Consider the following 19,640-nt stretch of genomic DNA (forward strand, 5'->3'; position numbering starts at 1 on the left):
CGGTCCGTGTCTTCCACAGAATCCCGTTGATCACCTGCCGGTGATCACGCCACCGCCCGCACCGACGGCCAGGAACCGGCAACACCGGCTCGATCGCCGTCCAGGCCTTATCCGTCAACTCGCCACGACCAACACCCGACACATCAACCAAAACTGATCAACTGATCGGCAGGACACGGCCTAGTCTGAGCGGGTGGAATCACGGAGGCGCATCGAGATCGATGGCTGCACTGCGGCCAGGTCCACCGCCGGGTACCGCGCGACGCCTCCAGGAGTGAGGCCAGGTGAGAGACGTGATGCCCACCCCGCGTGGTAGCCGGCTGCAATGGCCGGGACTCGTCTCGGCCTGGGCCTGGCTGCCACCGCACCGCAACGAGACGATGACCGGATCCCACCAGGTAGGTGTGGCGTTCAGCGGGCACCGTGACGTGCGGGTGCGATCGGGATCGCGGTGCAGCAGGGCAACGTACGCCGGAGGCTCGGTCATCTGCTCCGGCAACGAGCCGATCGTCTGGTCGGAGGTCCGGGAACCGACCGACGCGCTGGAGATCTATCCCACGACGGAGCTGCTCGCCTCGGTGGGCGGGCGCGGCCGGGCCGGCGGCTGGCCCGTCGAACGGGCGGTGGTCGGGGGCACCGACCCGGTGGTCGTCGGGCTCGCCGGCATCCTGCGCCGGGCACATGTCGCGTCGGCGTACGTGAGCGAGACCGCCGCCAGCGGTCTGGCGCATCTGCTGGTCCGGCACCTTCTCACCGAGTACGGCGGGCAGCGGCTGGCGCCCGTTCCCGGGCACACGCGGCTCTCCCGGGCCCAGGTCGTCCGGGTGACCGATCTCGTCTCCGCCGAACTGAACGGCTCTCTGACGCTCGACCGGCTGGCCGCTGAGGTGCACCTGTCGCCGTACCATTTCGCGCGTGCTTTCAAGGCGACCATGGGTGAGCCACCGTATGCGTGGGTGACCGCGCGGCGCATGGACGCGGCTCGCCGGCTGGTCACGACCACGGCGATGACCGTGGCCGAGGTGGCGGACGCCGTGGGGTTCGCCAACCTCAGCCACTTCCGGCGTGTCTTCCGATCGCACGCCGGTGCGGGACCGGCCACGTACCGCGCGGAGGTCGGGCTTTACCGCAGGGCTGCCGCGGCGCGCTCCTGAGCCCGGCCGAGCAACTCGCGGCTGCCGGTCTCGTAGGCCACGGTGAGCGCGATGCCGGCGATGCGCGGCGTACCTGCGGCGGTGAGGGTCAGGTCGTACCAGCCGGCGACCATCCATTCCTCGCCGTTCAGCAGGTGGTAGCCGCGTACGTTGCCGCGGACCACTGGACCGGACTCGGCCAGCAGGCCAAGGAGGTGCTGCGTGGCGTCGAAGCCGGGCAGCAGGGCACGCCACCGCTGGACCACCTCGTCGGCGGGAACGATCTCCGCCTCACCGCCGAACAGCGAAACGTAGTCGAGGGTGACCTCGTCGGCCAGCAGCGCGCGGACGGTGTCCCAGTCCCGCACGTCGACGGCCCGGAAGAAGTCGACGACCGTGGCGGTCACCGCGGCCTTCATGACGACCGCCCCGCGGCGGTGAAGTGGTCCACCACTGCGGCGACCGCCGCATCGACCTGGTCAGGCTGATCGTAGAAGTCGGTCTGCGCACCTTTGGCCCACATCGTGGTGGCGTGCCGCCCCAGGCCGGCCGCGACCCGTCGGACGTTGTCCGGCAACACCGCTTCGTCGCTGTGCACCAGCAGCGTCGGCGTCGTCACGGCCGGCAGGTGGGCGAAAGCGTTGAAGGTCAGCCAGGGATGCCACGTCAGCACCGACATCTCGTTACGCCACTCGGGCACCGCGCCCCGCTCCGGGTTCGCGTAGTAGTCCATCTCCAGACTCATCGCGGCATCGGGATCCCCCGCCGCGTACGCCGGCACGGTCAGCAACCGGCCGGTCTGCGAGTAGGTGCGGGCGGCGTCGCGCGCCGTGGCGAGCCGCTGCGCCACACCCTCGGCTCCGCCGTAGAAGGGCGTCACCGTCTCCAGGTCGTGGAACCAGCCCGCGACCGCGGCGAAGGCGTGCACCGGCAGCCCGGCAGCCACCGCGCCCAACGCGAATTGGGCACCGGCACACACGCCGACCACGCCGAGCCGGTCGGCGTCGATCCAGGAGGACCCGCGCAGGGCGCGGACCACTGCGGCGAGATCACCCATTTTGCGGTACGGCAGCTCGGTCTGAGCGGGCTCGGCGCGGCTGGCCCCGAAGCCGGCGAAGTCGAACGTCACCGCGGTCCAGCCCTGCTCGGCGAAGCGTGCCGCGTAGAGGTCTGGCATCTGCTCCTTGACCGTCAACCACGAGCCGGCCACCACCACGCCCGGCTGCGGCCCGGCGCCCGCGTCCGCGCGCCGGTGGATCCGCGCCGCGAGCGGCACGCCGTCCGAGACGATGACCGTGTCGTGGACCTGAACATCTACACCTGAGACATCTGCTTGGGTCACCCGTCCAGCGTTGGCGTCTCGCCGCCCGCCGGGGAGGTCGAATCTTGCGGACCTCGCCCGCGCCCGGTGCGGTCCGTCTTGGGAATCACGGTGACGAGAATGCCGTTTGATGGCCACACGCTCCGGCCGCCCATGCGCTCAGGCGGACGATTGGTTCTGCCTCGCAGCATGTCGGGCCAGGCTGGTGTGCCCGTGTCGGCACGCCCGATCGGAGTCGAGCCGGCGAACCTGGTGAGCCGAACGCGTCGCCCCTGAGCCGGCGCATGAGTCGCGCTCCGTACGCCGGCTTGGCGCGCGGTTTTCTCCGGCGCCGTCGGGGCGTCGTTCGCCAGCGGAGGCGGCTTGCGGCGGCGACGCGGCCGTCGGGGCGTCGTTCGGAGCGCCGGCACCGGCGGGCGCGGATTCGGTCGCGGGGACCGGCCGGCGGAGCGACACGTGCGGCACCGACCAGACCCGGCGGGTATCGGTGCCTGGTTTCGGGACATCAGTCCCGGCTGAGGAAACCCGACAGGAGTTGCCGGAACTCATGGGGATGCTCGACCGCCGGCACGTGACCGCAGCGGCCGAGGACGTGCAGGCGTACGTCGGGCAGGTGGCGGAGAAGGGGCAGGGCTGCCGTCGCGAGCGGGGTGACCCGATCCTCGGCGCCGTGGACGAGCAGTACGGGAGCGCGGACAGCGGCCAGTTCCGGCGCCGGAACGGTCAGGTCGTCGGCCCACCGTGCCCGGGGCGGGGGGAACAACGACGCGTAGGCGGCTGCCCCCTCTCGCATCGCGGCCGCACGCGCGTCGACGGCCGCGTCGGTCACCAGTGCCGGGGTGAAGAACAGGCGGCTCAGCATGTCTCGGGCCCCGTGCCGGTCGGCGGGGGCGGCCCAGATCGCGTCGAGGTCGGCGGACAGTGGCGCGCCGGGGGTGCCCATCGTCGAGACGGCGACGACCCGGGTGACCTGCCGGGGCCGCGCGGCTGCCAGCGCCAGTGCCACCGCGCCGCCCATGGAGTGCCCTATCACGGCGTACTGCTCGACGCCCAGAGCGTCCATGAGGCCCGCGGCCTGCCCGGTCCACAGCTCGAGGCCGCCCCGGGAACCCGGCGGCACCGGGGTGCCGCCGAATCCCGCCTGGTCAGGCACCACCCAACGCCAGGACGGGCCCAGCGCCTCCGCCGTCGCGGCCCAGGCTCCGGACCCGGTCGTGCCGGGTCCGGAGCCGTGCAGCATCAGCACCGCGGGGCCGCCGCGGCTGTCCAGGACGTGGACGGGCGAGCCGCCGACGGTGACGGTCCGAAGTTCCGTCACCTCACGCCGATGCGGAGTGGACGGACTTCGAGAACACGTCCATCATCGCCCGGCCGAACTGCGGCATGTCGGGCCAGCCCCGGCATGAGACGAGGTTGCCGTCCACGACGTCGGGAGCGTCGATGACCGTCGCGCCCGCGTTTTCCATGTCGCCGGTGATGGGCGGGAAGCACGCGGTCTTGCGGCCCTTCAGCAACCCGTAGACCGCGGGCACCTGCGCGCCGTGGCACACCAGCGCGATGGGCAGGTTGCGCGCGAAGAAGTGCTCGGTGATACGCCGGACGTCGGCGTCGACGCGGATCCATTCGGGGGCGCGGCCTCCGGGGATGATCAAGGCGTGGTAACGCTCGACGTCGACCTCGGCCCACGGCACGTCGACCGGCAGTTTCCGGCCGTTCTTCTCCACGTAGGCGTCGGAATTGGGGTCGAACTCGTGGATGACCAGTTGCACGTCACGCAACGTCCGCGACGAGACGTCGACGTCCCAGCCGGCCTCCTGCACGCGATAGTAGGGATACATGGTGTCGAGTTCTTCGGCGGCGTCGCCGGTCAGGAGCAGTGCTCTGGGCACCCGCTTCTCCTCGCATCCGGGGGCGGCTGGGCGGATCCGATCGGATCCGATTCGATCGGATCAGCATTCCCCGGGGCGATCCGCCCGTCAAGCCTCTGCGACCATCACACCCACGTCCTCGACCTCGTCGAAGATCCGCCGGAAACGTTCGCCGGAGCGCAGGATGTGCCGGCGCATCGCGTAGGCGGCGGCGTCGGGGTCGCGCGCCGCGATCGCGGCCACGATCTGCTCGTGCTCGGCCATGGCCAGGTGGGTGACCTGGGCGTCGCGGTGCAGCCGGAAAAGGTGCACGTGGCTGTGCAGGCGAGCGAGTGTCTCCCGGATGACCTCGTTCTCCGCGCTCAGCGCGACGAGATCGTGGAAAGCGGCATCGCGCAGACCGAAGGCGCCATAGGCCGTGGGTCCGGCACCGCCCTCCAGTTCCGCCATCTCGGCCAGCATGCGCCGCAAGCCGTTCACCTGCTCAAGTGACGCCCGCTCCGCTGATCGGCGCGCCGCGGCGGGCTCGAGGAGCAGCCGGACCTCGAGCATGTCCTCGAAGCGGTGCTGGGTGATCTGCGGGGGAATGCGGTAGCCGGCGTGCGGCACCCGCACGACCAGGCCCTCGGCCTCCATGCGGTTGAGAGCGTCCCGGATCGGCGTCTGCGAGACCCCCAGCTCACGCGCCAGGGCGTCGATCGTGACGCGGGAGCCGGGCTCGATCCGTAGCGACATCAGCTGGCCGAGCAGGGTGTCGTAGACCTCGTCGGCCAGCCGGCCGCGGGATCGGCCCGGCGGCATGGCGCCGCCCGCGCCGTTTCGGTCCAGCGCGGTCATCGCTTCGTCGTCCATCGCGACATGAGGTCCTTCCTGCATCTTCGACCCCGTTGACATCAGTAACAACGCTGCGGCATTCTGACGCCCTCGGCCGGATCGTATAGGAAAAGTAGCGGGCGATCGTCATCCCGCAACCCAGTACATCGAGGCGCACTCGTGTCACCGGCCCCGGGGTGACACCGGCGGAGCCGGCACCCGCAAAACGCAACGAAGCACCTGGCGAGGTTATAGAAGTCACCACCTCAGAAAGCAGGCAACAGATGCGATCCTTACGGCGAATAGGACGACCTGCTCAAAAGGTACAGTTGGCAGCGGCGGCCATGCTGCTGGTGGGCGCCACGATGACGGCCTGCAGCGGCGGCGAGGACGACGCCGCGCAGGTGAGCGCGCCGAAGGCACCCGCGACCATCCCGGAGCTCACCACGGACCCGGTGACCCTCAGTTTCGTCTGGTTCGAGTGGCCTCCCGCCCAGGCGCTGGAGAAGTTCGCGAACGAGGAGTACAAGAAGGTACGCCCGAACGCGACCATCAAGGTCAACACCGTGCCGAACGCGAACTGGCACGACGCCATGTTCACCCAGTTCGCCGCGCGGAAGACCGATTTCGACATCGCGATCCTGGACTCGCAGCACATCGGCGAGGCGGTGACGAACGGCAACATCCTCGACCTCACCGACTTCGTCAAGAAGAACATCGACGTCAACGCCTACGACCCGTACCTGCTGGCCGCCTACGGCCAGTTTCCCCAGGCGGAGACCGGTAAGCGCGACGAGAACGCCAGCCTGTACGGGCTGCCGCTGCTCGGCGACACCTGGACGATGATCTACCGCAAGGACCTGATCGGCGACCAGCCGCCGCAGACCTGGGACGAGATGATCTCAGCGGCCCAGAAGTGTCAGACGGACCACCCGGGCGTCAGCGGTCTGGCTTTCCACCAGGCCAACGGCTCCGACGCCGCGGCCGTCACCTACAACACGGTCAACGGCGTCTACGGCGGCAACCTCTGGGACGCCAAGGCGAAGAAGATCGAGGGTGTCCTCAACGACGCCGCCGGCCAGGAGGCGATGGACGTCCTGGTCAACAAGATGAAGCCACTGACCGCCAAGGGCTCCGGCAACTGGTTCATCGACGAGGTGAACGCGGCGGTCGCGCAGGGCAAGGCCTGCATCGCGTTCAACTGGATCGCCGCGAGCGGCGGCCTGCTCGACCCGAAGCAGTCGACGCTCGGCAAATCGAAGGAGGAGATCCTCGGCAAGCTCGGCTTCGCCACCCTGCCGAAGCAGAAGACGGACCTGGTGCCTCTCGGCGGCATGGGAATGCACGTGTCGGCCTACTCGCCGGCGGCGAACCAGGCCGAGGCCCTGAACTTCATGAAGTGGTTCGAGCAGGCCGACGTCCAGAAGAAGTGGGCCGCGGCGGGCGGCGTGCCCTCACGGACCGACGCGATCCAGTCACCCGAGTTCCTCAACGCCGGCCCGTTCAACCAGGTGTACGCCGACTCGGTGCCGCGGATGCGGGACATGTGGAACGTGCCCCAGTACGCACGGCTGGTCGACATCGAGAACACAGGAGTCAACGCGGCTCTCAACGGCGCGAAGAAGCCGAGTGACGCGCTCAACGACATCGCCAGGGAGCAGCAGGCCGTACTCGACTCCAGCGGTAAGAAGGGCGGCGGCGGACTGTGAGTGACGCCGTTCCTCTGACGACCGACCGCCCCGGGCAGGTGGCGTCCGTGACGCCGCCGGCCCGGGGCCGGTCCCGCCGGTTGAGCGACCGCAAGCTCGCCGTGGCCTTCATCGCCCCGGCGTTGCTGCTGTTGCTCGCCATGTCGGTGTTCCCGCTGCTGTGGGCGTTGTACCTGTCCTTCACCGACTACTCGGCCACTCGCGGGGGGTCCGGCTCCTTCGTCTGGTTCGAGAACTACACCGCGGTCCTGACCTCGGCGCAGGTCCATCTCAGGGCCGTGACCACGTTGATCTACGTGGTCGGTGCGGTCGTCCTGCAGACGGTGCTCGGTTTCAGCATCGCCTACCTGATCTCCCGGCGTACGCACGGGCGGGGCCTGCTGACCACGCTGTTCCTGATCCCGATGATGCTGTCGCCGGTCGTGGTCGGCCTGTTCTGGCGATTCATGCTCGACGCGCAGTTCGGCGTGGTCAACAGCATGCTCGGCTCGCTCGGCCTGGAACAGGTGGAGTGGCTCACCCGGCAGCGCATGGCGCTGGCCTCCCTGATCATGGTGGACACCTGGCAGTGGACGCCGTTCATCATGCTCATCGCCCTGGCCGGCCTGACGGCGGTGCCCAAGTACCTGTACGAGGCCGCCTCGATCGACCGGGCGTCCGAGTGGTTCCGGTTCCGCACCATCACGCTGCCGCTGGTGTGGCCGCTGCTGCTCATCGCCGTGCTGTTCCGGGCCATCGAGGCCTTCCGGCTGTTCGACCTCGTCTACATCCTGACCAGCGGAGGCCCGGGGGTCTCCACCGAGACGCTGTCGTTCCACGTCTACAAGGTCGCGTTCCTGGGCTTCAACACCGGAACCGCCTCGGCGTACGGAATTCTCATGGTCCTCGTCGTCATCGTCCTCACGCAGCTCTACCTGCGCTACCTGAACAAGCTCAAGGAGGACTGATGGCCGTCTCCGTGAACGAGGCCGTGCCCGCAAGTCCTGTCCGGGACCGCACACCCCCCGCGCGTCGCATCGGCGGCGGCGGACGGGGCCGCTCGGTGCTCGAGATCGCGCTGCTGACCGTGCTGGCCGTCGTGATGCTCTTCCCGGTGCTGTGGATGATCGAGACGTCCATCAAGGAGAACCGCGACGTCTACGCCGTACCGGCCAAGTTCGTCGACTTCCAGGTCACGCTGGCCCACTACCGGGACGTCTTCGTCGACCCCGGCGGCGGCCGGTCGGCGCTGTCCGTCGCGTTCCTCAACTCGGTCCTGGTCGCCGGCGTCTCCACCGTGCTGGCCACACTGCTGGGCGTCCCGGCGGCCTGGGCCTACTCACGCTTCGCCCTGAAGGCCAAGAAGGACCAGCTGTTCTTCATCCTGTCCACCCGCTTCATGCCGCCCGTGGTGGTCGTGATCCCGATCTTCCTGATGTACCGCCAGGTCGGGCTCATCGACACCCCGCTCGGCCTGATCCTCATCTACACCGCCTTCAACCTGCCGTTCACCATCTGGATGATCAAAGGGTTCGTCGACGAGGTGCCCGCGGAGTACGAGGACGCCGCCATGCTCGACGGCTACACCCGCCTGCAGGCGTTCCGGAAGTTCACCCTGCCGCTGCTCGTGCCCGGCATCGCCGCGACGGCGGTGTTCGCCCTCATCTTCTCGTGGAACGAGTTCGTGTTCGCCATCTTCCTCACCTCCAGCGACGACGTCCGGACGGCCCCACCGGCCATCGCCGGCCTGATCGGCGGCACCACCGTGGACTGGGGTCTGGTAGCCGCCTCCTCCGTGGTGTTCGCCCTGCCGGTGCTCGTCTTCGCCTACCTGGTGCGCAGGCATCTCGTCGCCGGTGTGACGCTCGGGGCGGTGCGACGCTGATGGCCGGCATCGAGGTGACCGCGCTGCACAAGCGCTACCCGGACGGGACGATCGCGGTGGAGCACGTGGACCTGTCCATCGGCGACGGCGAACTGTTCGTGATGCTCGGCCCGTCGGGCTGCGGCAAGACGACCACGCTGCGGGCGATAGCCGGCCTGGAGCGGCAGACCACCGGCGACATCCGCATCGGCACCACGCTGGTCAACGACCTGCCGCCGGCCGAACGCGACATCGCCATGGTGTTCCAGTTCTACGCCCTCTACCCCCATCTGCGCACCCGCGACAACCTGGCTTTCCCCCTGCGGGCTGAAGGGCTTCCCAAGGCCGAGGTACGCGCACGGGTCGACGAGGCGGCCCGGCTGATGCGACTCGGTCCGCTGCTGGATCGGCGACCGCGCCGGCTGTCCGGCGGCGAGCAGCAGCGCGTCGCGCTCGCTCGCGCCCTGGTGCGGCGACCGCGCGCCTTCCTCATGGACGAGCCCCTCACCAACCTGGACGCGGAACTGAGGGCGGACATGCGTACGGAGATCAAGCACCTGCAGGGCCAACTGGGGACGACGATGGTCTACGTCACCCACGACCAGGTCGAGGCGATGTCGCTCGGTCACCGGATCGCCATCCTCAACAGGGGCCGCGTCGAGCAGATCGGCACGCCACTGGAGGTCTACGACCGTCCGGCGAGTCTCTTCTGCGCCGCCTTCATCGGCTCGCCGCCGATGAACCTCATGGACGTCGAGGTGGCCGACGGGAAGCTGCGCAGCAGGGGCGGGCTGGACCTCACGCCCCCGCCGGGCCTGCCGCGCGACCGGGACCTGGTCGCCGGTGTCCGGCCGGAGGCGCTGGAGGTCACGGCGCCCGGGGCGGACCGCTCGATCCCGGCCCGCGTGGTCTCGGCGGAGTGGCTGGGCGACGAGATCATCTACGTGGTCGACCACGGCGGACAGCGCGACGTCCGGGTCCGGATGGCTCCCACGGTCCGTTTCGCCACCGACACCCGGGTCGGTCTGCGACACACCGGCGCCACCCCCGCGATCTACGACGTACGCACGGAAGAACTGGTGGCCTGATGGGAACCGTGACGGCACAGGGGCTGAGCAAGTCCTTCGGCAAAGTCCAGGCCCTGGACGGGGTGACGCTGGACGTGCCGGACGGCGCGTTCTTCGTCGTGCTCGGGCCGTCCGGGGCGGGCAAGACGACCACCCTGCGAGCGATCGCGGGCCTTACGAAACTGGACGCCGGATCGGTTCATCTGGACGGCCGGGACGCGACCGGCGACGCCCCGGCCGACCGCGACCTGGCCATGGTCTTCCAGAACTACGCTCTCTATCCACGGCACACCGCGTACGAGAACATCGCTTCGCCGTTGCGGGCCCGCGGGCGTCCCGCGAGCGAGATCGCCGCGGCCGTCGACCGGATCTCGGGCCTGCTGCACATCGAACGCCTGCTGCAGCGCCGTCCCGCGCAGTTGTCCGGCGGTGAGATGCAACGGGTCGCCCTGGCCCGGGCGCTGGTCCGCAGCCCGCGCGCGTTCCTTATGGACGAGCCCCTGACCAACCTCGACCTCAAACTGCGCGTCGAGATGCGTACCGAACTCACCCGCATCCACCGCAGCCTCGGAGCCACCTTCGTCTACGTGACCAACGACCAGGTCGAGGCGCTGTCCATGGCCGACCAGATCGCGGTCCTCAAGGCAGGGCGGGTGCAGCAGGTCGGGACACCGGCCGAGGTGTACGAGCGGCCGGCCAACCAGTGGGTCGCCGGCTTCGTCGGGAGCCCGCCGATCAGCCTGCTCGCCTGCCGCGCCGAGGGAGACCGTCTGATCGGTGCGGCGGGCTGGTCGCTGCCGCGGCCCGGCTGGACCACCGCCGAGGACGGTCGTCCGCTGCTGCTGGGGCTGCGCTCGGAGGACCTGTCCGTCGAGCAGCGGGGCGACGCCGCACTGCCCGGGGAGCTCTACGGGCTCGAGCCGCTCGGCGACCGGACGGTGGTCGACGTCCGGGTGGGGACGGACCTGCTCAAGGTGAAGGCACGACCCACGATCAGCGGCACACCGGGCGAGCGGCTGCTCGTCACCGTCGACCTGGATCGTGCACACCTGTTCGACGCGAGCACCGGGCAGTCGCTGTCCGCGGCCACCCGGTAAGGAGCCCACGCGATGGATGACCCGATGAACGTCCTGGCCCCCGAACACCGGCTGCTCCGGATCGGCGACACCTGGCGCGGCGCCGCGAGCGGAGCCACCTTCACCGTCGAGGACCCGGCCACCGGCAAGGCCATCGCCGAGGTGGCGGACGCCGGTGCGGCCGACGGGCTCGCTGCTCTGGACGCGGCGAGCACGGCGATGGCGGACTGGGCGGCGACCCCGCCGCGCCAACGGTCGGAGTTGCTGACCGCGACGTACCGGGCCCTGATCGGGCGGTCCGAGGAGGTCGCCCGCCTGATCACGCTCGAGATGGGCAAACCGCTCGCCGAGGCGCGGGCCGAGGTGGCGTACGGCGCCGAGTTCTTCCGCTGGTTCGCCGAGGAGGCGGTCCGTGTCGAAGGGCGTTACAGCACCGCGCCCGGGGGCGGCTGTCGCATCCTCACCGTACCGAAGCCGGTAGGACCCTGCGTGTTCGTGACGCCCTGGAACTTTCCGCTGGCCATGGGCGCCCGCAAGATCGCTCCGGCCCTGGCCGCGGGCTGCACCACGATCACCAAACCGGCCGCGCTGACGCCTCTCACCATGCTGTTGCTGGCGCGCATCATGCAGGAGGCCGGCGTCCCCCCGGGCGTCGTCAACGTGGTGACCACCAAGCGGGCCGGCGAGGTGGTCTCCGCCCTGCTGTCCGACCGCCGGACCCGCAAACTCTCGTTCACCGGGTCGACCGAGGTCGGGCGCGGGCTGCTCCGGCAGGCCGCGGACAACGTGTTGCGTACCTCGATGGAACTCGGGGGAAACGCGGCCCTGATCGTCTGTGCCGACGCTGACCTGGACGTCGCGGTCGACGGGGCCATGGTCGCCAAGATGCGCAACATCGGGGAGTCCTGCATCGCGGCCAACCGGATCTACGTCGAGGAGCCGGTACGCGAGGATTTCACGGCGCGCTTCGCCGCGCGGATGGCCGCGCTTTCGATGGGTCACGGCCTCGACGACGGCGTGGACGTCGGGGCGTTGATCGACGAGCCGGCGGTCGCCAAGGTCGGCGAACTCGTCGCCGACGCGGTCGATCGCGGTGCCCGGGTCCTAGTGGGCGGCCGGCGCCCGGACGGACCGGGCTGGTTCTACCCGCCCACGGTCCTCGTCGACGTGCCGGAGGACGCGCGGATGCTGACGGAGGAGATCTTCGGCCCGGTAGCGCCGATCGTCTCGTTCACCTCCGACGACGAGGTGATGGCCAAGGCCAACGACACCGAGTACGGCCTGGCGGGCTACGTCTTCACCCGGGACCTGCAGCGGGCGATCCGGTTCGCCGAAGGTCTGGAAACGGGGATGCTCGGCGTCAACCGTGGCCTGATCTCGGATCCGTCCGCTCCGTTCGGCGGCGTGAAACAGTCCGGGATCGGCAAGGAGGGCTCGCACGAGGGGATCCTCGAGTACCTCGACTTCACCTACGCGGCGATCGACCTGCCGTGACCGGCCCGCTGTTCCTCCACGACCGCCGACGTTCCGGAGAGGCACGACATGCTTGAGACCGTCCGCGGACCGCGCCAGCTGATAGTGGGCGAAGGCGTCGCGCAGAACATCCCCCGTCTGGTGGCCGAGAGCGGCTCGCGGGTTCTCATCGTGACCGACCGGACTCTTCTGGGGCAGCCGGCCGTGGCCGAGATCATCGCCGCCGTCCGGGACAGGGTGGACGCTGTCGAGATCTTCCCCGATGCGACTCCCGACGTGCCGCTGCGCGACGTGGCCCTCGCCGTCTCGGCGGCCGCAGCGGTGGACGCCGACGTGATCCTGGCCATCGGCGGCGGCACGGTGATCGACCTGGCCAAAATGGTCGGCGTGATCCGGCGCCACGGCGGGACGCCGGGCGACTACTACGGCGAGTCGAAGGTGCCCGGCCCGACGATTCCGCTCGTCGCGGTCCCGACGACGTCGGGCACCGGCTCCGAGGTCACCCCCGTCTCGGTGCTGACCGACCCGGACCGCGCGCTGAAGGTGGGGGTCTCGAGCGTCCACATCGTGCCCGACTTCGCCGTCGTCGACCCCGAACTCACCTACAGCTGTCCCCCGACGGTCACCGCCCACTCCGGCATCGACGCGTTCTGCCACGCGGTGGAGAGCTACATCGCGCGGCCCCGGCCCCACGGACCGCGCGACCCGGTGGAGCAGGTCTTCCTCGGCCGCAACCGGATCACCGACCACTTCGCGCTGCTGGCCGCGGAACGGATCGCCCGCAGCTTGCGCCGAGCCGTCCGGGACGGAGGCGACACGGACGCTCGCGCCGACATGTCATACGGGGCCATGCTCGCCGGGATCGCCTTCTCCCACGCCGGCAACGCGGCCCCGCACGCCCTCCAGTACCCGATCGGCGCGGCGACGCACACGCCGCACGGCCTGGGTGTCGGGCTGCTCCTGCCCTACGCGCTCGACGCGGCCCGGGACGCCATCGGCGACCGGCTCGCCGCCCTGGCCCGGGTGTCCGGGCTCGACGTGTCCGACGCGTCGGACGCCGAGGCCGCGGACGCCTTCCTCACCTGGCTCGACCAGCTCCTGGCCGACATCGGCATCCCCGCCACGCTGGCCGACATCGGCGTGGCGCGCGCCGATCTCCCCCGCTTCGCGGAGATGGCCGGTGGTGTCACCCGCCTGATCCAGAACCATCCGGGCCCGACCGACACCGCCAGCCTGACCGCGATCCTCGAAGCCGCCTGGACCGGCGATCGGAAACGCAACGTCCTGTCATCGGTCAGGGTCCCGTAACCCGGCCGTCCTGACCACCGGCCTTGCGGCGCCGAACTACGCCGTCAGGCCGGCTCGGCCACGATGAGGCCGGAGGGAGGCGGCAGCTCGTGCAGGCCGGCGAACCGCCAACCCGTCGCGCCGAGCCAGGTGGCGACCTCGTCCACCTGGTACAGGTCGCCGCCGCTGATCATCAGGAACTCGCCGGCGCCGAACCGCGCCGACGGGTGCGGCGCCACGTCGGTGCGCCACCAGTCGACCAGCAGCAGGCGCCCGCCGGGGGCGATCGTCGCGTGCGCCCGGCGGAACAGCTCGGCGATCTGCTCGGGCGGAAACAGGTGCACCACGTTGGCGACCAGCACGGCGTCGTGCCCGCCCGGCAACGGCTCGGCGAAGATGTCCTGCCCGACGGCGGTGAGGCGGCCGGCGAACGGCCCGTCCGCCGCCTCCGCGGCGACCGCCGACGCCACCTCCGGCAGGTCGACCAGCGTCGCGCTGAGATCGGGGTACGCGGCGAGGATCGGCCTGACGAACGTGCCGTAGCCGCCGCCCACATCGAGCAGCCGCCGGTGCCGGCCGAAGTCGTAGCCGCGGGCCAGGTCGGCGGCGGTCTCGGCGGTGACCAGTGTGACGGCAGACTCGTACGCCTCGGTCTGCGTCTTGTCCAGCTGCGGCCGCACACCGCGCCGGGTACGGTACGCCTCGGTGGCGTTCCGCCAGGTCGGGTAGCTCACCAGATCCCAGTAGCGGGCCAGCGGCCGCAGGTCGAACGGGCCCCGCCCGGCGAGGAACGCCTCGGCGTCGGGCGCGTTACGGAATCGGCCGCCGTCGCGCACCAGCAGGCCCGCGTCGGCCAGCAGGTCGGCCATCGCGCGGGCACTGCGCTCGGGAATGGAGCATTGCTCAGCCAGCTCGGCCGGGGTGCCGCCGTCGGGTGCGGCGGCCGCGAACAGTCCCACCTCGATGGCCGCGAACAGGGTCTTCGAGACCATGAAGCCGGCTGCCAGCTCGATGATGCGGGCGGGCATCGGCGGGTCGGCCGCGGCGCTGTCGGTCTGCCCGGTCGGCGTGAACATGCGCTGCGGCTCGTCGGACATGGCGTGGTCCCCCTGTCACCGTCGTTGAACCCCATCGTAGGGCGGTCCACTGTGGTCGTGTCACCCTGCGAATCGGCCCAGACGCGCTCGGCGACGGGGCACGGGCTCGTCGCCGACAAGGACCAGCCGCGCCGACTCGACCGTGCCCCGGTACCGGAGCGTCATGTCGAGAAACCGCCGCCGCTCATCCGCGGGCCGGGAACTTCGGCTTCTGAGCACCGCGCCCGAGCCCCGGCGAGCGAACGCCGGGCCTCGGGCCGACTTCGGACCCATCATCTGGGTCGTGTGCTCCGAGCCCTATCCGGTCTCGAAGGCGTACGCGTACACGTGCCGCCCCGGCGGATCGACAACCACGTCCACCTCGACTTCGGGTTTCGGTGCACCGCTGTACGTCGCGTAGAGTCCCGCCTCCGCGAACGGCCACCGCCACTTCTGCACCCGGCCGTCCTTGCCGAGCGCCAGGCTGTCGCCCGGCAGCGGTTCACCCGGCGTCAGACCGTTGTCCGTGACGAACGCCGTGACGCAGGACGGCTCCGCGGCGAACGTCAGGTAGAAGGTGTCCTCGATGTTGTCGCCGGACCAGTACCGCAAATCCTCGACCGGGCAGCCGGGAAGGCGCAGACCGAACTGGGCGAGCAGTTCGTCGAGGCTGCTGCCGAGCCGGCTGCCCGGGTAGGCCCGCTGATCCAACAGCCAGGCCCCCCGGTCGGCCACCAGCGTCCCGCCCGCCACCACCAGGACCACGGCGACCACGGCCGTGACAAGACGCTTTTTCACAGCAACGACCCTAGATGTTCTGCACGCTGCTGCGACCCCGCACGGTGAACTCCCGGGCTATGCCGTAGCTGTGCATGTCGGCGTAGTCGTCGAACGAGATGCCCCAGATCTCCTCACCGTGATCGAAGTTCCAGTCCTTGTAGACGTCGACGCCGTACTGTCCGCTGACCGTGGCCTGACCGTTGTTGACCGTCACCGTGATGGGGCCGCGGATGCGCAGTTGGACGCCGCGTACCCCGAGCCGGTAGTCGATGTTCTCGGTCATGCTGACCCCGAACCAGAGGCTGTCCATCCAGTATTCGCAGGTGGAGCGCCCGCTGCTGACGCACCTGCTGCGGGCCTGGGCGAGCATCTGCTCCCGAGACTCGTCGACGGCCGCCTTGAACTGCCGGTCCTTGAGGTAGTTGTCGACGTTGGGGGTGAAGTCGGCGCCGCTGCGGTTGTAGTAGTGCCACCACAGTGCGCATGCCTGCCCGTCTCGGCCGCTCACCTGGCACACCCCCTGGATGGTGGTCCAGAGCTGGGCCCGCATCTCCATGGCCGCCGTCGGTTCGTTCCATGGGATGTCCTTGCCACCGAACGGGCCGTTTTCGCTCGGGGTGGTGGGATCGGAGTCGCCGTCGTCGTATGTCGTCACCTCGCGGCCCTCCCCGTTGCGCAGCTGGGCGAGGTCTTCGGCGCGCTGCCGCTGAAACCAGATCTGGTACGTGTCCAGGAAGGCCTGGGCGGCGCCGGCCGCGTCCTGCCCGGCACGCCACGCGTCGTCGCGGGCCTGGGCAGCGGCGGTGGCGGCACTGCCGGCCGAGGCTTTCGCCTGGGCCGCGGACGCGGTGGCGCGGGTCGCCGCATTGGTGGCCGTCTGCGCCGCGCGGGCGGCGTCAGTGGCGGCCTTGCGCGCCGCGGCGGCCGAGGCGGCCGCCTGGTCCGCGGACTGCTGGGCCGCCACGGCGGCCTGCCGCGCCTGCTCGGCGAAATCCGCCGCCTGCGCCGCCGACTGGCGGGCCTGTTCGGCCCAGCGTGCCGCCTCCTCCTGCGCCTGGCGCGCGATCGCCGCGAGGTACGCCGCCTCGGCAGCGTCCTTGCGGGCGGTGACAGCGGACTCGGAGGCCTCCGCGACGTACCGGCGCACGGTGGCCACGTGCACCGCGGCATCGTGGTCACGCTGGCGTGCCCGGGGCAGCTCCACGGTCAGGAACCGGCGCAGATACTCGCGCGGCCCGGCGAGCGCGATCCGCGCGGCCGCGTCCACCTCCGGCCCGCCCGCCGCGATCGCGGCGGCCACCGCGACCCGGTCGTCGGTGTCGGCCGCCTGATACTGCCCGGTACGCAGGAAGGCGTGGACATCGGCCGCCGTGCCTCGCAGCGCGGTCTGCGCCGCCGTCTTGATGGCCGGCCCGCCCCGGGTCATGATCTGCGCGACCGCGACCCGGTCGTCCTGCACCTTGCCCGGGTACATCGGCAGCTGGAGGAACTCCAGGACCTGGGCGTGGGTTCCGCCGAGGGCGGTGGCGGCGGCCGTCTTGAGCGCCGGCTTGGCGCTGCTCTCCGCCAGCTGCGCCACCCGGCTGCGGTCGTCCTGCTCGGCGGCGAGCGCCCGGCCCGCCGTGAGCCAGCGGCGAAGATCCTGTTCGGTGCCGCCCAGCGCGGACTCGGCGGCCGATCGGCTCCACGGTCCGCCGGCTGTCATCAGGCGCAGCGCCGCCTGCCGTCCGCTGCGCACCGCGACCTGCGGGTCGGTGTCCGTCGCGACGGCCGTCGCGAGCAGGGCCGCGGTCCGCTCGTCGACCCGCACGGATTCGGGGTCGTCCCACGGGATCGTGGCCGGCCGCCGGGACGCGATCTCCTTGGCCTCCTGCGCCGCCGCCATCGCCTCGTCGGTCTGGGTGCGCAACCGCTCGTCGTCGGCGGCGCGAGCGGTCTGTTCGGCCTGCTGCGCCGCGGCAGCCGCCCCGGCGGCCACGGTGGCCGCGCGGTCCGCGGCCTCGGCCGCGGCGGCGGTCCGCCGGGCCGCCTCGGCGGCCTGCCCGGCGTGTTCGGCGGCCTCGTCCGCAGCGGCGGCCGCCGCGCGAGCGTGTGCGGCCGCGTCCCGGGCCCAGCGCATGGACTCCCGCGCGGCCGCCGCGGCCTGCGCCGCCAGCGACTGGGCGGCGTTCGCCGCCCGGTCCGCCCGGTTGGCCAGGGCCCGCGCCCGGGCAGCGGCCTCCCGAGCCCGGGCCGCCTCGGCGCCGGCCACGTTGGAGTGGCCGCTGGCCTCTTCGGCAGCTGCCGCCGCCGCGAGGGCATGGTCGACCGCGCCACGGGCCGCGCCCGCGGCCGAACCGGCCGCTGCTGCGGCCACCTCGACCTGTGCCGCCGCGTCCGCCGCGCTGTCGGCTGCCTGCGCCGCCGCGCGGGCCTGCTCGGCCGCCTGCCGGGCCGCCGCCGCTTTGCCGGCGTCACCGGCCGCCGCTGCGGCGGCCTGGTGAGCCTTGGTCGCCGCCTGTCCGGCCAGCACGGCAGCCGTCGCGGCGCGGCTCGCCGCGGTGGACGCCACCCGGGCGGCCTCGTTGGCGGCGCGGGCCGCGCCGATCGCGTCCTGGGCCGCGTCCGCCGCCCGCCGGGTCGCGTCCGCCGCGCGGGCCGCGGCCGCCGTCGCGCGCTGCGCCGAGGCGCCCGCCGCCGCGGTCTCCGCCGCCGCCCGCTGCGCCGCCTCCTTCGCCAGCTGCGCGGCCTGCACCGCCCGCCCGGACTCGGCCCGGGCGATCTCGGTCTGCGCCGACGCCTCGGTCTGCGCCTGCCGCGCCAGCTCCGCGAGCTGTGCCACGGTGGCGATCTCCGCGTCCCGGGCCCGGGCGACATGCTGGCCCTGGGCGAGGAAGTCGGCGACGTCCTGCGGTGTGCCGGCCAGTGCGAGCTGGCCCGTCCGTACCATCTCGGGTCCTCCGACGGCGATCAGCCGGGCGACCGCGATCCGGTCGTCGGCCCGCGCCGCGCTGTACTGGCCTTCGAGCAGGAACCGCGAGATCGCCTCGTCGCTGCCGGACAGCGCCGTCTGGCCCGCCGCTTTTGTGGACGGTCCGCCGGCGGTCATGATGCGGGCGATCCGGATCCGGAAGTCGTTGCGCATCGGCTCGTTGTGGCCGCCGGTGAGGAACGCCGCCACATCCGCTTCCGACCCGGACAGCACGGTCTGCCCGGCCGCCGTCATGGCCGGGCCGGACAGGGCCATGAGGTTGGCCACCTTGACCCGGTTGTCGATCGCGGTGAGGCCGGGCAGTTCGGTCTCCAGGAACCGCCGCACGGCGGCGTCCGAGTCCAGCAGGGCGGCCTGGGCCGCGCGGGCCACCACCGGGCCGCCGGTGCACATGAGATTGATCGTCATCGTCCGGTCGGCCACCACCGGGTCCACCGGCACGGCCGCAGCCGGCTGCGCGGACCCGCCCACGGCGAGCCCGACGGCCAGCAGAGCCACCAGTGAGAAACGCGCAGCGGAAGGCCGATAATTGCGGCTGTCCATTCTGTCCCCCCGTTTGTCAACTCGTCGCGACCATAGGTTCGACAGGCACGACGTGTCGACCCCGGTCGATGTCCCGCGCACATGATGCACGAGAAATCGTGTGGGACCACGAGAGGTCGGGGGCACTGCCGACAGCCATCAGGAAAGAGCTTTGAGAGAGGCCGGCGGTACGCGGTCAGCCGGGTGATCGAGCCGGGCCCGGCAGCCAGATCCAGCTCGGCGACAGGCGCTCAATGCGGCTGCTGGTTCGTCATGTCGAAGCCGTCACGAGGCTCATGTGGCCGGGGTCACACCGGCGGGCTGTCACAGTGGGCGCGCCGATGATCTCTCATCTGCTGTCACCGGATCGCCCGGCGACGAAAGGAGTCGACCATGACAGCGATCGAGCTGGCCCGGTTCACCGTGGACCCCGACGACGTGGACGCGATGCTGGACGCGCGCCCCGCCATGCTGCGAGCCCTGCGGGAGCGGTTCGACGGGTTCGAGGCCCTGCATCTGGTACGCCTGGACGAACGTACCTGGCTCGACGTGGTCCGATGGGCCAGCCGAGCCCAGGCCGACGAGGCGGCGGCTACGGTCGTCGAACTGCCGGAGTGCCGGGCCGCATTCGCGTACATCAAGGAGGTCGTCGCCATGGAACACGGCGAGGTCCTGTTCGCGGGCGACCGTGCCTCCTGAAA

At 71.2% G+C, this 19,640-nt stretch carries 18 protein-coding genes; 9 read left to right on the forward strand and 9 right to left on the reverse strand.

Annotated elements, in window-relative coordinates:
• Positions 1-142 (reverse strand): transposase (locus tag BC793_RS18975; protein ID WP_146246367.1); only part of this gene is annotated, 142 nt, incomplete at its 3' end.
• A gap of 142 nt (positions 143-284) precedes the next feature.
• On the opposite strand from BC793_RS18975, the gene BC793_RS18980 reads away from it, so the two are divergent.
• Positions 285-1,154, forward strand: a complete 870-nt coding sequence (locus tag BC793_RS18980; protein WP_146246333.1) for a helix-turn-helix transcriptional regulator — start codon at positions 285-287, stop codon at positions 1,152-1,154.
• Here BC793_RS18980 and BC793_RS18985 read toward each other — a convergent pair.
• From BC793_RS18985 to BC793_RS19005, 5 genes are all read right to left on the reverse strand, one after another.
• A complete protein-coding gene (locus BC793_RS18985; protein ID WP_211340642.1) occupies positions 1,124-1,540 on the reverse strand; it encodes a nuclear transport factor 2 family protein in 417 nt (138 codons plus the stop codon). The genes BC793_RS18980 and BC793_RS18985 overlap by 31 nt on opposite strands.
• 8 nt (positions 1,541-1,548) lie before the next feature.
• Positions 1,549-2,475, reverse strand: coding sequence for an alpha/beta hydrolase (locus tag BC793_RS18990; RefSeq protein WP_158319305.1), 927 nt, complete (start codon positions 2,473-2,475; stop codon positions 1,549-1,551).
• Positions 2,476-2,959: 484 nt separating this feature from the next.
• Positions 2,960-3,772 carry an alpha/beta fold hydrolase gene (locus tag BC793_RS18995; RefSeq protein ID WP_109594065.1) on the reverse strand — a complete coding sequence of 271 codons (813 nt, stop codon included), beginning with the start codon at positions 3,770-3,772 and terminating at the stop codon, positions 2,960-2,962.
• Between the two features lies 1 nt (position 3,773).
• The gene (locus BC793_RS19000; protein WP_109594067.1) at positions 3,774-4,343 is read right to left on the reverse strand and encodes a DJ-1/PfpI family protein; all 570 of its coding nucleotides are present in this window, start codon (positions 4,341-4,343) and stop codon (positions 3,774-3,776) included.
• Between the two features lie 87 nt (positions 4,344-4,430).
• Positions 4,431-5,174: a GntR family transcriptional regulator gene (locus BC793_RS19005; RefSeq protein WP_109594069.1), complete on the reverse strand. Its 744-nt coding sequence runs from the start codon at positions 5,172-5,174 to the stop codon at positions 4,431-4,433.
• 290 nt (positions 5,175-5,464) lie between these two features.
• Here BC793_RS19005 and BC793_RS19010 point away from each other — a divergent pair, with 290 nt between their 5' ends.
• From BC793_RS19010 to BC793_RS19040, 7 genes are read left to right on the forward strand one after another with little or no spacing between them, the layout of a single operon-like run.
• The gene (locus BC793_RS19010; protein WP_239170155.1) at positions 5,465-6,844 is read left to right on the forward strand and encodes an ABC transporter substrate-binding protein; all 1,380 of its coding nucleotides are present in this window, start codon (positions 5,465-5,467) and stop codon (positions 6,842-6,844) included.
• A 47-nt stretch (positions 6,845-6,891) separates the two neighbouring features.
• Positions 6,892-7,791, forward strand: a complete 900-nt coding sequence (locus BC793_RS19015; protein ID WP_239170156.1) for a carbohydrate ABC transporter permease — start codon at positions 6,892-6,894, stop codon at positions 7,789-7,791.
• Entirely contained in the window at positions 7,791-8,708 is a 918-nt protein-coding gene (locus tag BC793_RS19020) for a carbohydrate ABC transporter permease (protein ID WP_109594075.1), read from the forward strand. The genes BC793_RS19015 and BC793_RS19020 overlap by 1 nt, the downstream gene beginning before the upstream one ends.
• Positions 8,708-9,775, forward strand: coding sequence for an ABC transporter ATP-binding protein (locus tag BC793_RS19025; protein WP_109594077.1), 1,068 nt, complete (start codon positions 8,708-8,710; stop codon positions 9,773-9,775). Before BC793_RS19020 ends, BC793_RS19025 begins: the two co-directional genes overlap by 1 nt.
• Complete coding sequence (locus tag BC793_RS19030; protein ID WP_109594079.1) at positions 9,775-10,851, forward strand: ABC transporter ATP-binding protein; 1,077 nt, start codon at positions 9,775-9,777, stop codon at positions 10,849-10,851. Before BC793_RS19025 ends, BC793_RS19030 begins: the two co-directional genes overlap by 1 nt.
• Positions 10,852-10,863: 12 nt before the next feature.
• The gene (locus tag BC793_RS19035) at positions 10,864-12,324 is read left to right on the forward strand and encodes an NAD-dependent succinate-semialdehyde dehydrogenase (protein ID WP_109594081.1); all 1,461 of its coding nucleotides are present in this window, start codon (positions 10,864-10,866) and stop codon (positions 12,322-12,324) included.
• A 48-nt stretch (positions 12,325-12,372) separates the two neighbouring features.
• Positions 12,373-13,611 carry an iron-containing alcohol dehydrogenase gene (locus BC793_RS19040; RefSeq protein WP_109594083.1) on the forward strand — a complete coding sequence of 413 codons (1,239 nt, stop codon included), beginning with the start codon at positions 12,373-12,375 and terminating at the stop codon, positions 13,609-13,611.
• A gap of 44 nt (positions 13,612-13,655) precedes the next feature.
• Here the strand turns inward: BC793_RS19040 and BC793_RS19045 are convergent, their stop codons facing one another.
• From BC793_RS19045 to BC793_RS19055, 3 genes are all read right to left on the reverse strand, one after another.
• The gene (locus tag BC793_RS19045; protein WP_109594085.1) at positions 13,656-14,687 is read right to left on the reverse strand and encodes a methyltransferase; all 1,032 of its coding nucleotides are present in this window, start codon (positions 14,685-14,687) and stop codon (positions 13,656-13,658) included.
• A gap of 297 nt (positions 14,688-14,984) precedes the next feature.
• A complete protein-coding gene (locus BC793_RS19050) occupies positions 14,985-15,464 on the reverse strand; it encodes a hypothetical protein (protein ID WP_146246334.1) in 480 nt (159 codons plus the stop codon).
• Between the two features lie 10 nt (positions 15,465-15,474).
• A complete protein-coding gene (locus BC793_RS19055) occupies positions 15,475-18,915 on the reverse strand; it encodes an ALF repeat-containing protein (protein ID WP_239170157.1) in 3,441 nt (1,146 codons plus the stop codon).
• A gap of 417 nt (positions 18,916-19,332) precedes the next feature.
• Between BC793_RS19055 and BC793_RS19060 the strand changes: the two genes are divergently transcribed.
• A complete protein-coding gene (locus BC793_RS19060) occupies positions 19,333-19,638 on the forward strand; it encodes an antibiotic biosynthesis monooxygenase (RefSeq protein ID WP_109594089.1) in 306 nt (101 codons plus the stop codon).
• Positions 19,639-19,640: the final 2 nt, after the last annotated feature.

The organism is Actinoplanes xinjiangensis (assembly GCF_003148685.1).
Lineage (GTDB): Bacteria > Actinomycetota > Actinomycetes > Mycobacteriales > Micromonosporaceae > Actinoplanes > Actinoplanes xinjiangensis.

Bases quoted from the DNA above. Each gene is read 5' to 3' on its own strand.
- BC793_RS19005 (WP_109594069.1), bottom strand. From the start codon at position 5,174: ATGGACGACGAAGCGATGACCGCGCTGGACCGAAACGGCGCGGGCGGC.
- BC793_RS19020 (WP_109594075.1), top strand. From the start codon at position 7,791: ATGGCCGTCTCCGTGAACGAGGCCGTGCCCGCAAGTCCTGTCCGGGAC.
- BC793_RS19025 (WP_109594077.1), top strand. From the start codon at position 8,708: ATGGCCGGCATCGAGGTGACCGCGCTGCACAAGCGCTACCCGGACGGG.
- BC793_RS19030 (WP_109594079.1), top strand. From the start codon at position 9,775: ATGGGAACCGTGACGGCACAGGGGCTGAGCAAGTCCTTCGGCAAAGTC.
- BC793_RS19035 (WP_109594081.1), top strand. From the start codon at position 10,864: ATGGATGACCCGATGAACGTCCTGGCCCCCGAACACCGGCTGCTCCGG.
- BC793_RS19040 (WP_109594083.1), top strand. From the start codon at position 12,373: ATGCTTGAGACCGTCCGCGGACCGCGCCAGCTGATAGTGGGCGAAGGC.
- BC793_RS19045 (WP_109594085.1), bottom strand. From the start codon at position 14,687: ATGTCCGACGAGCCGCAGCGCATGTTCACGCCGACCGGGCAGACCGAC.
- BC793_RS19060 (WP_109594089.1), top strand. From the start codon at position 19,333: ATGACAGCGATCGAGCTGGCCCGGTTCACCGTGGACCCCGACGACGTG.